This window comes from Microbacterium sp. 4NA327F11 (assembly GCF_005503465.1).
Taxonomy (GTDB): Bacteria; Actinomycetota; Actinomycetes; order Actinomycetales; family Microbacteriaceae; genus Microbacterium; species Microbacterium ginsengisoli.
This window is the reverse complement of the sequence record NZ_SCOB01000006.1, coordinates 1-13278: the sequence shown is the minus strand read 5'-3', so window position 1 is coordinate 13278 and position 13278 is coordinate 1. Positions and strand designations below refer to the sequence as shown.

The 13278-nt window shown below is 70.8% G+C and carries 15 protein-coding genes and 1 tRNA gene; 7 read left to right on the top strand and 9 right to left on the bottom strand.

The genetic code is table 11. The features are described 5' to 3' along the window. Positions 1-121 precede the first annotated feature (121 nt). Together FFS51_RS05415 and FFS51_RS05410 are read left to right on the top strand one after the other, a co-directional pair. Complete coding sequence (locus FFS51_RS05415) at positions 122-1183, top strand: LLM class flavin-dependent oxidoreductase (protein WP_056206684.1); 1062 nt, start codon at positions 122-124, stop codon at positions 1181-1183. Beyond that, positions 1180-2478 (top strand): NtaA/DmoA family FMN-dependent monooxygenase, encoded by a 1299-nt coding sequence (locus tag FFS51_RS05410; protein ID WP_137877749.1) that lies wholly within the window; start codon positions 1180-1182, stop codon positions 2476-2478. Before FFS51_RS05415 ends, FFS51_RS05410 begins: the two co-directional genes overlap by 4 nt. Before the next feature lie 31 nt (positions 2479-2509). Here the strand turns inward: FFS51_RS05410 and dcd are convergent, their stop codons facing one another. Next, positions 2510-3115 carry a dCTP deaminase gene (dcd, locus tag FFS51_RS05405; protein WP_056206690.1) on the bottom strand — a complete coding sequence of 202 codons (606 nt, stop codon included), beginning with the start codon at positions 3113-3115 and terminating at the stop codon, positions 2510-2512. A 79-nt stretch (positions 3116-3194) separates the two neighbouring features. On the opposite strand from dcd, the gene FFS51_RS05400 reads away from it, so the two are divergent. The 3 genes from FFS51_RS05400 to FFS51_RS05390 all read left to right on the top strand — a co-directional run bounded on the left by FFS51_RS05400 (position 3195) and on the right by FFS51_RS05390 (position 4113). Further along, a tRNA-Gly gene (locus FFS51_RS05400) sits at positions 3195-3268 on the top strand. Positions 3269-3316: 48 nt separating this feature from the next. Continuing rightward, complete coding sequence (locus FFS51_RS05395; protein WP_268768687.1) at positions 3317-3760, top strand: helix-turn-helix domain-containing protein; 444 nt, start codon at positions 3317-3319, stop codon at positions 3758-3760. After that, positions 3757-4113 carry a HepT-like ribonuclease domain-containing protein gene (locus FFS51_RS05390; RefSeq protein ID WP_056206693.1) on the top strand — a complete coding sequence of 119 codons (357 nt, stop codon included), beginning with the start codon at positions 3757-3759 and terminating at the stop codon, positions 4111-4113. The genes FFS51_RS05395 and FFS51_RS05390 overlap by 4 nt, the downstream gene beginning before the upstream one ends. Before the next feature lie 5 nt (positions 4114-4118). On the opposite strand, the gene FFS51_RS05385 is transcribed toward FFS51_RS05390, so the two are convergent. Further along, positions 4119-4619 carry a hypothetical protein gene (locus FFS51_RS05385; protein ID WP_045245849.1) on the bottom strand — a complete coding sequence of 167 codons (501 nt, stop codon included), beginning with the start codon at positions 4617-4619 and terminating at the stop codon, positions 4119-4121. 98 nt (positions 4620-4717) lie between these two features. Here FFS51_RS05385 and FFS51_RS05380 point away from each other — a divergent pair, with 98 nt between their 5' ends. Beyond that, entirely contained in the window at positions 4718-5119 is a 402-nt protein-coding gene (locus FFS51_RS05380) for an SRPBCC family protein (RefSeq protein WP_056206695.1), read from the top strand. 94 nt (positions 5120-5213) lie between these two features. On the opposite strand, the gene FFS51_RS05375 is transcribed toward FFS51_RS05380, so the two are convergent. The 7 genes from FFS51_RS05375 to FFS51_RS05345 form a co-directional block, all read right to left on the bottom strand. Then, positions 5214-6080 (bottom strand): phosphogluconate dehydrogenase C-terminal domain-containing protein, encoded by an 867-nt coding sequence (locus FFS51_RS05375; protein WP_045245845.1) that lies wholly within the window; start codon positions 6078-6080, stop codon positions 5214-5216. Beyond that, positions 6077-6874 (bottom strand): sugar phosphate isomerase/epimerase family protein, encoded by a 798-nt coding sequence (locus FFS51_RS05370; protein ID WP_171006112.1) that lies wholly within the window; start codon positions 6872-6874, stop codon positions 6077-6079. Before FFS51_RS05370 ends, FFS51_RS05375 begins: the two co-directional genes overlap by 4 nt. Then, on the bottom strand, positions 6874-7644 hold the full coding sequence (locus tag FFS51_RS05365; RefSeq protein WP_056206701.1) for a triose-phosphate isomerase family protein: 771 nt from the start codon (positions 7642-7644) through the stop codon (positions 6874-6876). The genes FFS51_RS05370 and FFS51_RS05365 overlap by 1 nt, the downstream gene beginning before the upstream one ends. Further along, the gene (locus tag FFS51_RS05360) at positions 7644-8114 is read right to left on the bottom strand and encodes a ribose-5-phosphate isomerase (RefSeq protein ID WP_045245840.1); all 471 of its coding nucleotides are present in this window, start codon (positions 8112-8114) and stop codon (positions 7644-7646) included. Before FFS51_RS05360 ends, FFS51_RS05365 begins: the two co-directional genes overlap by 1 nt. Beyond that, complete coding sequence (locus tag FFS51_RS05355; RefSeq protein WP_056518978.1) at positions 8107-9840, bottom strand: dihydroxyacetone kinase family protein; 1734 nt, start codon at positions 9838-9840, stop codon at positions 8107-8109. Before FFS51_RS05355 ends, FFS51_RS05360 begins: the two co-directional genes overlap by 8 nt. Continuing rightward, positions 9837-11123: an MFS transporter gene (locus FFS51_RS05350; RefSeq protein ID WP_171006119.1), complete on the bottom strand. Its 1287-nt coding sequence runs from the start codon at positions 11121-11123 to the stop codon at positions 9837-9839. Before FFS51_RS05350 ends, FFS51_RS05355 begins: the two co-directional genes overlap by 4 nt. Before the next feature lie 266 nt (positions 11124-11389). Continuing rightward, positions 11390-12127, bottom strand: a complete 738-nt coding sequence (locus tag FFS51_RS05345) for a FadR/GntR family transcriptional regulator (RefSeq protein WP_045245836.1) — start codon at positions 12125-12127, stop codon at positions 11390-11392. 116 nt (positions 12128-12243) lie between these two features. Here FFS51_RS05345 and FFS51_RS05340 point away from each other — a divergent pair. After that, positions 12244-13278: thiamine pyrophosphate-binding protein (locus tag FFS51_RS05340; RefSeq protein ID WP_137877748.1), on the top strand; the 1035-nt coding region annotated here is incomplete at its 3' end.

Sequence of the window (13278 nt, the reverse complement as noted above, 5' to 3'; positions counted from 1 at the left end):
CCCCGCGGACCCACCCGTCATCCGCTGTCGCTCACCGTCACGCGAGGTCACACGCCGGTCCGTGTTTCCCACGGTGACGCGTCGTATTGGCGGCGGGGCCGCGGCACCCGAGGGTGGCACCATGAGTCAGCACCTGCCGCTCGGCGTGCGCCTGTCCGGCGCCGCCGCGACGCCCCGTCACGATCAGCCGGCCGCCCGCGTCACGTGGTGGCGCGACGCCGTGCAGCGCCTCGACCGGGGTGGCGCGACGCTGGTGACGATCGACGACGCACTCGGCCCCGACCCCGAGGCGCCCGACGCCGTGCGGCCCGACGCGCTGCTGCTCGCGTCGTACCTCGCCCCGCTGACCTCGCGCATCGCCCTGCTTCCGACGGTGACGACGACCCACACCGAGCCGTTCCATGTGGCGACCGCACTGCAGACGCTCGACTTCGCCTCACGCGGCCGCGCCGGCTGGGTGGTCGCCGTCTCCCCGCTCGACGCGCACGCCGCGCAGTTCGGGCGTCGCACCCTGCCGACCGACGCCGCCGTGCGCGCCGACGACCTGTGGGACGAGGCGGGCGACGTCGTCGAGACCGCCCGCGCCCTGTGGGACAGCTGGCAGGACGACGCGATCATCCGGGATGCCGCCTCCGGCCGCTTCCTCGACCGTGACCGCCTGCACTACGTCGACGTCGAGACGAGCCGCTTCTCGGTGAAGGGCCCGTCGATCGTGCCGCGGTCGCCGCAGGGCCAGCCGCTCGTCGCGGTCGATGTCGTCGACGCGCACACCCGCCGGATCGCCGCCCACCACGCCGACCTGGCGTTCGTCGACGCCGCGCTGCTCGACGAGGTGGCCGGGGTGCGCGCCGAGGCTGCGGCATCCGATCGTGACGAGGCGCTGCGCGTGTGGGTCGACCTCGAGGTGCTGATCGAGGCGGACCCGCAGCTCGCACGCCGCGCGGCCGACCGTCTCGGCCTCGCGCCGGCGTTCGTCGGCACGGCCGACGGCGTGCGGGAGCGGCTCGCCGAGCTCTCCGCGGCCGGCGCCGACGGCGTGCGGCTGGTGCCGGCGCGGCTGCCCGCCGACCTCGACGCGATCCTGTCCGACGTGCTGCCCGACACCGTCGGCGCGCCTGCCACGGCTCGGGCGGCCCTCGGTCTCGCCCGCCCCGCCAACCGCTTCGAGAAGGTGCTCGCATGACCGCCGAACCCCGCCGCCAGATCCATCTCGCGGCGCACTTCCCGGGCGTCAACGCGACGACCGTCTGGTCCGACCCGCTGCATCGCAGCCAGATCGAGTTCTCGGCGTTCGAGCATTTCGCGCGCACCGCCGAGCGCGGCCGCTTCGACTACCTTTTCCTCGCCGAGGGGCTGCGCCTGCGGGAGCAGAAGGGCGTCATCCACGAGTACGACGTGGCCGGTCGGCCCGCGACGCTCGCGGTGCTCGCCACCCTCGCCGCCGTCACCGAGCACATCGGCCTCGTCGGCACGCTGAGCGCCACGTTCAACGAGCCGTATGAGCTGGCACGCCAGCTCGCGACGCTCGATCTCGTGTCCGACGGCCGCGCCGGCTGGAACGTCGTGACCACCAACGACGCGTTCCACGGCGCGAACTTCCGTCGCGGCGCGTTTCTCGACCACGCCGACCGCTACGTGCGCGCGGCGGAGTTCATCGACCTCGCCTCGCAGCTGTGGCGGGCATGGCCACAGGGCGCGGATGCCCCGCAGCCGGTGGCGTTCCACGGCTCGCAGTTCGATGTGCAGGCGCTGCCGACGCTGCCGGGCAGCCGGCAGGGCCGCCCGCTGATCGTGCAGGCGGGCGACTCCGACGAGGGTCGCCAGTTCGCGGCCGAGAACGCCGACGTGATCTTCTCGCGGCACACCGGGTTCGACGAGGCCCGGGCGTTCTACGACGACGTGAAGCGGCGGCTCGGCCCGCTCGGCCGCGCCGAGGACGACCTCAAGATCCTGCCGGCGGCGACCGTGATCCTCGGCGACACCGCCGAGGAGGCCGCCGAGCGCGCCCGGGTCGTCTCGCGCGCACAGATCACGCCGCCGACCGCGATCGCGTTCCTCGAGCAGGTGTGGGGAACCGATCTGTCAGGCCTCGACCCCGACGGTCCGCTGCCGGCGTTCGATCCCGACCCCGAGTCGACGGTGTTCGCCGGCCGGGTGCGGTTCGTCGCCGACCCGGTGGCGACCGCGCGCGAGTGGCGCGCCCTCGCCGAGGCCGAGAACCTCAGCGCCCGTGACCTGGCGGTGCGCTTCCTCGGGCGGCAGTCGTTCGTCGGCACGCCAGAGACCGTCGCCGACGCCATCGACCACGCCGTGCAGCAACGCGCCACCGACGGCTTCGTGGTCGTCGGCACCACGTCTCCGCACGGTCTCGACGAGTTCGTCGAGCGGGTCATCCCGCTGCTGCAGGACCGCGGCTCCTACCGCTCCGAGTACCCCGAGCGCGCGACGCTGCGAGAACTGCTCGACGTCGGAGCGTGACGGATGCCGCGGCCCCGAGGCGCGGCATCCGTCACCGCCCGGGCGACCCGGCGTCGGTGATGCTGACGTCGGTGCGGTGGAAGTTCTGGAACGACCGCGACGCGGTCGGGCCGCGCTGGCCCTGGTAGCGGTTGCCGTACGGGCCGGAGCCGTAGGGGTTCTCGGCCGGCGACGACAGGCGGAAGAAGCACAGCTGGCCGATCTTCATGCCCGGCCACAGCTTGATGGGCAGCGTCGCGACGTTCGAGAGCTCGAGGGTCACGTGCCCGGTGAAGCCGGGGTCGATGAAGCCGGCGGTCGAATGGGTGAGCAGGCCGAGGCGTCCGAGCGACGACTTGCCCTCGAGGCGGGCCGCGATGTCGTCGGGCAGGGTGACGCGCTCGAACGTCGACCCGAGCGCGAACTCGCCCGGGTGCAGGATGAACGGCTCGTCGGGGGCGACCTCGATGAGACGGGTCAGCTCGGGCTGATCGACCGCCGGATCGATGAACGGGTACTTGTGGTTGTCGAACAGCCGGAAGTAGCGGTCGAGGCGCACGTCGACGCTCGACGGCTGCACCATCGAGGCATCCGAGGGCTCCAGGCCGATGCGGGCGGAGTCGAGTTCAGACCGGATGTCGCGATCGGAGAGCAGCACGCGATCAGCGTAGCCGCCGGGCGCGGTTGCTATGCTGGCGAGGCGCCGTCAGGCGTCATCCCGGCGGTCACGCCGCCTCGGGGCTGTAGTTCAATGGCAGAACTTCTGCTTCCCAAGCAGACAGCGCGGGTTCGATTCCCGTCAGCCCCTCCACCTTCTACACCTATATCGCCCGCGATAACTCTCGGGTACCCTGGCGCCGTGGACATCAGGGCGCAACGGGAAGCGGCGGGCATGAGTCAGTCGCAGCTCGCTCTGGCCTCCCAGGTCTCGCAACCCAACCTCTCGGCCTACGAGAACGGTCGTCGTTCGCCCAGTGGCGCCGTCGTCGAACGCATTCGCACAGCACTCGCCGCGACGGCCTCCGAGCGCGTCGCTCGCCACCGCGACGAGATCCTGAGGCTCCTCCCCGCGTACCACGCGACGACCCCGCGGCTCTTCGGTTCCGTCGCCCGCGGCAGCGCCCACGGGGCATCCGATGTCGATCTGCTCGTCGACTTCACCGACGAGGCCACGCTGCTCGACGAGGTCGGTTTGCGCATCGCCCTCACCGACCTCCTGCAGGTGGAGGTCGACGTCGTTGGGGCGGATGCGTTGCACGGCGATATCCGCGAGCGCATTCTGCGCGAGGCAGTCGCGCTGTGACCGCGCGCGATGCGCAGAAGGCGCATGATGCCGCACGACGGGTGGTGGCGGTGTGTGACGTGCTCGCTGAGATCGTGGCGGGCGGGCAAGACGCCTTCGTCGCAGACCTGCGTGCGCAATGGGCAGCAGAGATGGGTCTCATCCGCATCGGCGAGGCCATCGGACGCATCCCACCTGCTATTCGCGAGCGGTTCGACGGGCAGCCATGGCGGCAGATCATCGACATGCGCAACTTTGCCGCGCATCAGTACGACGATCTCGATCCACGCCGCGTCTGGCGCACTCTCGTGCGCGACATCCCGGCGCTCCGGGCTTACCTCATTGAGGTGCTGATCGCGGGTGTCGTCGACTGACGCCCTCACCCGTGCGCGAGCAGCTGCAGTCCGGCGGTCAGCACACCGAGCAGGGCCTCCGCGCCCAGGGCGACGAGCCGCTGCCACCAGGCGAGGCGCAGCCTGCGGATCGCGAGGTACCCGATCACGACCAGGGCGAGCAGCAGAGCGGCGGCGGCCGCGACCAGCGCGGTGAACGTGGGCCATGCCCCGAGCGCGGCCACGAGCAGAAGCACCGCCGGAAGCGCCACCGCACCGAGCGCACCGAAGCTGGTGGCCGCGGCGCTGCGCAGCTCGCGCGCGCTCATCAGCCGCTCGTGCACGACGAGGTGGGAGATGACGTCGGCGGTGAACACGGCGAAGATCGTTCCGAGCACGGTGACGAGCAGCGTCACGAGCGCGTTCAGTGCGTCGTGTTCGCCGTGGCTCGCGAGCGTGACGACGACGGCGAGCGCCGCGAAGGTGACGTAGATGCGCTCCTTGAGGGCGCGGGCGCGTTCGTCACGGGATGCGTCGTGGTCGCTCATGCGCCGACGATATCGCCGCCGCGGCGAACGACCTACCGGCTCTCCCCGGCGCCGCGCAAGGGCGGCTCGTGCACAGGCTGTGCGGGCATGATCGAGGAATGACCTTCCCGGTGCGTCACATCTCCCAGACCATCGATCGCGACCCGGCGATCGTCGCCGAGTTCGCGGGCACCTACGAGAATCTGCCGCGGTGGGCGGCGGGCCTCAGCAGCGGGGTGTGTCAGCACGGCGGCCGGTGGCGCACCGACTCGCCCATGGGCGAGGTCGAGGTGGTCTTCACCGCCCCTGTCGAGCTCGGCATCCTCGATCACGACGTCGTCTTCCCCGATGGCACGATCGTGCAGAACTCGCTGCGGGTGCTGCGCAACGCCGACGGCGCCGAGATCGTCTTCACCCTGTTCCAGCACCCGGGCGTGAGCGACGAGGCGTTCGAGGCCGACGCGACGGCGGTGGCCGCCGACCTCGCGCGCCTTCGCGAGCTGCTCGAGGGCGACGTCTGACGCGGCCGCGGAGGCCGCGGCATCCACTCTCTCCCGCGCCGGGAGACGTCGCATCCCCCGACGCCGAGGCGGCCGGGGGATGCGACGTGCGGGGTCAGCGCTCGATGTGGTCGAGGTGCAGCATGCGCGACAGGTTCTTGTCGAGCTCGTCGTCCTGGAAGATCTTCTTCCAGTCGTCCTTGATGATCGACTCGCGGCCGTAGTCCATCGCGATCAGGCACGCGTCGCTGAACGGGTTGTCGCCGCGCAGGCCGTTGGCGAGGGCCACCTGGGTGTGGCCGTACAGGATGCTGCGGGCCGCCGCCTCGGGCACGCCCATGGTGTGCACGGCCTCGTGCAGCGACTCGTTCAGCAGCGCCCCGATCATGCAGGCGATCGTCTCGACGAGGGTCGGCTCGAGCTGGGCGAGCTGCTTGATCGTCACGTAGTGCACGTCGATGACGGGCGCGTAGATGGCGCGCACGGTCGCGTCGAGGATCGCCTTCTTGGCCGGGTCGTCCGACTCGATCGCGGCGATGGCGTCCTGCGGGGCGGCGATGCCGCCGAACGTGTCGGCCCACTCCTCGGGGGTCTGACGCTGCAGGAAGATCGACGGGTGGCAGGGGTGGGCGACCGCGCGGATGACCTCGGCGCGGTCGGTCAGCAGGCCCGCGTAGGCGGCGGCCGGGTCGAGGGTGAGGGCGATCGAGCCCTCCTTCATCAGCGGCACGAGCTGCGCGGTCACCGACTGCAGGGCAAGGTCGGGCACGGCGTACACGACGATGTCGGCATCGGCCACGGCCTCGGCCGCGTCGGTGAGGGTGCGGCCCGCGTCGAGGGTGCGCTGCTGACCGGCGGGCGAGTTCTCGACGTACCAGACGGTGTGGTCGGTCTTCACGAGGTTGTTGGACACACGCATGCCCATCTTCCCGCCGGCCCCGATGACCGCGATCTTGTACGTGTCGGTCGCAGTGGTGCTCATAGTGTGCTCCTCAGATAGTCGAGTGTGGTGCGGGTCCAGTCCCGCTCGGTGCGGGTCGTCGACTCCTCGTCGCCCTGCCAGGGCAGCCAGTGTTCGACGATCTCGTTGATGCCGCGCTCCCGCGGACGTACCGCGCGCAGCAGGTCGGGGTAGTTGTGCAGGCCCTCGCCCATGCGCGCGCCCGAGTAGGTGAAGCCCACCCAGCCGTCCTGGCGCGCGAACGCGAAGTCCTTCACGTGCACGTTCACGACGTGCGGGGCGGCGACCGCGATGCAGTCGCCGGGGGTCTCGAGGCGGGCGACGACGTTCGCCGGGTCGAGGCAGACGCCGATCACGGGGCTCTCGGCGCCCTCGACGACGGCGACGAGGTCGCGGGTCGCGACCTGCTCGTACGTCTCGAGCGCGAGCGTGACTCCGGCGGACTCGTACTCGGGAAGGGTCTCCCCGAGCCACGCGATGGCCTGGGCGGTCGAGTCGGGCCGTGTCGTCGGCGAGTAGAGCATGCTGCGCACGAGCGTCGCGCCGAACAGGTCGGCGAGGTGCAGGTAGCGTCGCAGCGTCGCGGCGTCGACGCCCTTGGTGCCGAGCTCGATGGTGAGTCCGAGGTCGCGAGCGGATGCCGCGGCATCCGCCACGCGCGCGTCGTCCCAGGTGTCCAGCGGCGCGTAGTCGCAGATCTGGAACAGGTCGACGCCCGACTCCGTCGTGGCGACGAACGCCTCCTCGAGGGTCATCGGGCGGCTCACCCGGTCGGAGAGCTGCCAGAAGAACGCATAGGTGCTGAGGCCGAACATCACGCCCCCCGTCGGGCGGTCGCGAGAGCGGATGCCTCGTCGAGCACGGCCTCGAGCGCGGCCGGGTCGTGTGCGAAACGGCCGAGGAAGAGTCCGTCGACGCCGTCGCCGAGCCGGGCGAGGAGGCCGGGGCCGGCAGACCCGCCGTAGATCACCCGCGAGCCGGCGCGGCCGGGGAGCGACGCGAGCGCCTCGCGCAGCGCGGCGATCACCGTCACGATGTGCGCATCCGGGGCGGGCGCGGGGGCGCCGATCGCCCACACCGGCTCGTACGCGGCGATCACCGGTCCGTCGGGGGCGTCGGCGAGGTCGGTGTGCAGCTGGGCGACAGTGGCGCGGGCGGCGGAGGCGGCATCCGTCTCGATCGTCTCCCCGATGCACAGCACCGGGGTCACGCCGTGGGCGAGCGCGGCGGCGGCCTTCGCGGCCACCACGTCGTCGGTCTCCCCGAACAGCCGACGGCGTTCGGCGTGGCCGATCTCGGCGAGCGAGACGCCCGAGTCGGCCAGCTCGGCCGCGTTGATCTCCCCCGTGTACGCGCCGACGCCGTAGGCGGAGACATCCTGCGCGCCGATCGCGACGGGAGTGCCCGCGAGCGCAGCCCGCGCGTCGGCGATCTGCAGGTAGGTGGGGATGACGAACACGTCGACCGCGCCGGCCTGCACGGCGTCGTGACGCGCCACGCGCGCCGCGACGTCGGCGAACCAGTCGCGCGCCTGCTGCCTGCCGAAGTAGGCCTTCAGGCTCACCCCCACCGTGACCGTGCTCATCAGCAGGAGCCGGTGGTCTCGTACTGTCCGATGACGGCGACCTTCTCGGCCGACGCGCTGGTCTCGTCGAAGCGGTACGTGAGCCACTCCTTGACGAGACGGCGGGCGAGCTCGATGCCGACGACGCGCTGGCCCATCGTGAGCACCTGCGCGTTGTTCGAGAGCACCCCGCGCTCGACCGAGAACGAGTCGTGCGCGGTCACGGCACGGATGCCGGCGACCTTGTTCGCCGCGATCGCCACACCGAGACCGGTGCCGCAGATGAGCAGCGCACGGTCGGCCTCGCCGCGGGCGACGAGCTCCGCGGCCTGCACGGCGACCTTCGGGTACGCGGTGTGCCCGTCTGCGTCCACGCCCACATCGACCACCGACGCGACGCCGTCGTTGTTCTCGAGATCGCGCTTGAGGATCTCCTTGTAGTCGAATCCGGCGTCGTCGGATCCGACGACGATGCGCAGCGGCTCAGGCATGGGCTTTCCTTTCGATGCGGTCGGCCAGGAGTGCGCCGACGGAGGTCGCGATGAGCGCGAGCGAGATCGCGCCCGGGTCGGGGGTGCCGACGCTGTTCATGCCGTGCGTGCGGGCACGGCCCATGCGCGGCAGCAGGTCGGCGGTCGCCTCGGCGGCGGCGGCGGCGGATGCCGCGGCCACCTGCCAGGCGTCGACGAAGTCGTCTCCGGCGGCGATGCGCGCCGTGAGGGTCTCGGTCAGCGGCAGGAGCGCGTCGACGAGCGTCTTGTCGCCGATCTCGGCCTTGCCGTAGTCGGTCACGCCCTTCGCGCCGGCGGCGACGCCCGCGGCGACCGCGGCCGCCTCCGGACGTCCGGTGTCGCCGAGCGACCCGGCGATCGCGGTGAGGATGACGCCCCAGAGCGCGCCCGAGGTGCCGCCGGCCTTGTCCGACCAGCCGTCGGCGGCCTGCGCGAGCACCGTTCCGGCGCCGGCGCCCGCCTGGGCTGCCGCACGACCCGCGGCGAGGGCGGCGTGGGAGCCGCGCTGCATGCCGATGCCGTGGTCGCCGTCTCCGGCGATCGCGTCGATGCGGCCGAGCTCGTCGACGTTCTGGTCGATCGTGGCGACGATCGTCTCGAGCACCGCGACGACGGTCTCGGCGAGAGCCACAGACTCGGCGTCGCCGGGGGTCAGCACGACCTCCGCGACAGGCGCCTCGTCCGGGGCATCCGACAGCTCGACCGCGCCGACCGAGCCGCGTCGGTAGGCGGGCGTGTCGACCGGCGTCTCCCACAGGTCGGCGAGCTCGTCGTCGAGCCAGTACAGGGTGAGCGAGAGCCCCGCCATGTCGAAGCTCGTGCAGTACTCGCCCACGTGGGCGTCGATGACGGTGAGTCCGGCTGCCTCGAGCAGTGCCGAGATGCGCCCGTAGACGACGAACATCTCCTCGTACTTCACCGAGCCGAGGCCGTTGAGAATGGGGATGACGCGCCCGTCGGCGCCGTCCGGCACCTCGGCGAGCAGGCGCTCGACGAGAAGGGCGGCGAGCTCGTCGGCCGAGGGGATGTCGACCACGTCGATGCCGGGCTCGCCGTGGATGCCGAGGCCGACCGCCATCTTCCCCTCGGGGACGGTGAACAGCGGCTCGGGGGCACCCGGCAGCGTGCAGCCGGTGAAGGCGACGCCGAACGAACGGGTGCGGTCGTTCGCGAGCCGCGCCACGCGGGCGACCTCGGCGAGCGGGTAGCCCGCCGCCGAGGCCGCACCGGCGGCACGGAACACGGTGAGGTCTCCGGCGATGCCGCGGCGCTTGTGGCGCTCGGCGAGCGGGGCGCTCGCGACATCGTCGGTGACGGTGACGGTCTCGCAGGCGATGCCTTCGGCGCGCAGCCGCTCCTGGGCGGCGTCGAAGTTGAGCACATCGCCGGCGTAGTTGCCGTAGGAGAGGAACACCCCGCCGCCGTTGTCGGCGGCTCGGGCGACCGAGAGCACCTGCTGCGTCGAAGGTGACGCGAACAGGTTGCCCATGGCCGCACCGTGCGCGAGTCCGGGTCCGACGAGACCTCCGAAGGCGGGGTAGTGGCCCGAGCCGCCGCCCACGACGAGAGCGACCTGGCCCTCGGGGGAGACGGCGCGGCGCACGACGCCACCGGAGATCTTCCGCACGTAGCGGGGATGGGCGGCGACGAAGCCGTCGACCATCTCGTCGGCGAACTCGGCAGGGGTGTTCCAGAGGCGGGTCATCGCGCGTTCTCCTCCACGGCGTCGGTCTGCGGCGCGACGGCTGCCGTGGCGCGCAGCTTCGCGTCACGACGCGCGAGCGAGACGACGAGCACGGCCGAGAGCAGCATGAAGACGCCGACGAGGATCATCGGGACCTGGTAGCCGCCCGTCCAGTCGTGCACCGCACCGGTGATGTACGGCGCGCTGAAGCCCGCGATGTTGCCGATCGTGTTGATGAGCGCGACACCGGCGGCGGCTGCGGCCCCCGTGAGGAAGCGCGTCGGCAGCGTCCAGAAGTTCGGCAGCGCGGCGAAGATCGACATGGCCGTGAGGCCGATGACGGCGATCGTCGCAGCGGGCGAGCCGGCGTAGAGCGCGAGCGGGATGGTGACGGCGCCGACGACCGCGGGGATCGCGATGTGCCACGTCTTCACGCCGCGCTTCGAGGCGTCGCGCGACCAGAAGTACATCGCGATGGCGGCCGGCACGTACGGGATCGCCGTGATGAGTCCGGTCTGGAAGACGTCGAACTTCGTGCCCGCGGCATCCTGGAAACCCTTGATGATCGTCGGCAGGAAGAACGCCAGCGCGTACAGGCCGTAGATGAAGCCGAAGTAGACGAGCGAGAGCACCCACACGCGACCCGACTTGAAGGCGAACTTCACCGAGGTGTGCTTGGCGGCGGCGCCGGTCTCGGCCTTCTCCGCGTCGAGGGCCGTCGTCAGCCACGACTGCTCGTCGCGGGTCAGCCACTTCGCTTCGGTGGGCTTGTCCTTCAGGTAGAACCAGGCGATGACACCGACGACGATCGCGGGGATCGCGACGCCCAAGTACATGAAGCGCCAGCCCTCGAGGCCGAAGAAGACCCCGTGCTGCTGGATGAGCGCACCGGCGAGCGGCGCACCGATGACGGTGGTCAGCGGCTGGGCGAGGTAGAAGAGCATCAGGATGCGGCTGCGGTAGGCGGCCGGAACCCACATGCTCAGGAAGAGGATCGCTCCGGGGAAGAAGCCCGCCTCGGCGACACCGAGGAGGAAGCGCAGCGCGACGAGCTGCTCGAAGTTCTGCACCCACGTGAACAGGAGCGCCACGATGCCCCAGCTGACCATGATGCGGGCGAGCCAGCGGCGCGCTCCGAAGCGGTGCAGGGCGAGGTTCGAGGGCACCTCGAGGATGATGTATCCGATGAAGAAGACGCCCGAGGCGAAACCGAACTGAGCGGCGCTGAGCGCCAGGTCGGTGTTCATGCCGTTGGGGGCGGCGAACCCGATCGCGGTGCGATCGAGGTAGTTGATGAAGAACATCAGCGCGACGAACGGTACGAGGCGCACTGCCACCTTGCGGATGGCTGACCGGGCGATCGGGTTCGCCTCGGTGGTGGGTCGTGTGTCCACATTGACTCCTGGCAAATCAGCGTTGATCTGTGACTGCTGTCACGGTTGGACAGTTTGGCAAACCGGTTGACCAATTGCAAGACGGAATTTCCGGATGCCTCGGATCACTCCGCGACGACGGCATGCCGACGCGACCCCTCCGGCCGGCGAGGAGAGGCATCGCGGGCATCTCGCCGCTATCGGGTGATCTCGGCCTTGAGGCGATGCGTGGCGGTCGCCATGTGGTCGGCCATCGCCGCCGCAGCCCCGTTCTCATCGCCACGGGCGACCGCGGCGAGAACGGCCGCGTGCTCCTCGATGGCGGTCGCGACGCTGTCGTCGTCGTGCACGGCACGATTCGCATACACGTGCAGCAGCGAGCGCACGACGTGCAGCAGGTCGATGAGGGTCGCGTTGTCGGCCGATTCGGCCAGCGCCTGGTGGAACTTTCGATCGGCCACCGCGAATGCGGCGTAGTCGTCGCGGGCCGCGCGCATCTCGTCGAGATGCCCCTGAACCCGCGAGATTGCGGCGTTCTCCGCCCGGGATGCCGCCAGTCGGGCGACGTACGTCTCGAGCCCGGAACGCAGCTCGAGCAGCTCGACGGTGTTGTGCTCGCTGATCAGCAGGCCCCAGCGGAGGGTCTGCGGCAGCAGCTCGCTCGCCGCGCCGCGGAGGTACGTTCCCGACCCCGGACGCACGTCGACGATGCCGAGGATCTCGAGCGCCGCGAGCGCCTCACGCACCGCGGACCGCCCGACCCCGAGGGTCGCGGCGAGCTGACGCTCGGGAGGGAGTCGGGTGCCGGGGGCGACCTGCCCGCCCGTGAACAGATCGAGGAGGCGCCGGGCGACCTCGGTCACGGGGGTTCCCGTCGGCAGCGCGACCAGCGAGGCGGCGATGTCCTCGGCACGATCGGACGGGTAGGCGGGCATGCAGACACGATACCGGGGAGAGGCGGACTTGAAATTGGTCAACCGGTTTGTCAATAATGTTCGCGGTGTCCGCCCGGGACATCCGACGACAGTGCCGTCACGATGCGGAGGACGAAGTGGCCATTCTTGCCTGGGATGAGTTGGATCAGCGTGCGGTGGATGCGGCGCGGGTGTTGGCGGCGGATGCGGTGGAGAGGGTCGGGAACGGTCATCCGGGGACGGCGATGAGCCTGGCGCCGGTGGCGTATCTGCTGTATCAGCGGGTGTTGCGTCATGACCCGTCGGACACGTCGTGGATCGGTCGTGACCGGTTCATCCTGTCGGTGGGGCATTCGTCTTTGACGCAGTATGTGCAGTTGTTCCTGGGCGGGTTCGGGTTGGAGTTGTCGGACCTGGAAGCGTTGCGGACGTGGGGGTCGTTGACGCCCGGGCACCCGGAGTACGGACACACCAAGGGTGTGGAGATCACGACGGGCCCTCTGGGTCAGGGGTTGGCGTCCGCGGTCGGGTTCGCGTACGCGGCCCGCTACGAGCGGGGCCTGTTCGACCCGGACGCGCCCGCGGGCACGTCCCCGTTCGATCACCACATCTACGTGATCGCCGGTGACGGGGACCTGCAGGAAGGCGTGACCGCGGAAGCGTCGTCGCTGGCCGGGCATCAGCAGCTGGGCAACCTGATCGCGATCTACGACTCGAACCAGATCTCCATCGAAGACGACACCAACGTCGCGTTCACCGAAGACGTCGCGAAACGGTACGAGGCGTACGGGTGGCAGGTGCAGGTCGTGGACTGGAAGAAGACCGGCCAGTACGTCGAAGACGTCGCCGAGCTCCACGCCGCGATCGAGGCCGCGAAGGGCGATGTGACCCGCCCGTCGCTGATCATCCTGCGCACCATCATCGGCTGGCCCTCCCCCGGCAAGCAGAACACCGGCAAGATCCACGGCTCCGCGCTCGGCGCGGCCGAACTCGCCGCGACGAAGAAGGTCCTCGGCTACGACCCCGACCAGTCCTTCGTGATCGCCCCGGAACTGCTCACCCACACCCGTGAGCTCATCACCCGCGGCCACGACGCCCACACCGCCTGGCAGGAACAATTCGACGCCTGGGCGGCCGCGAACCCCGACCGCAAAGCCCTCCTGGACCGCCTC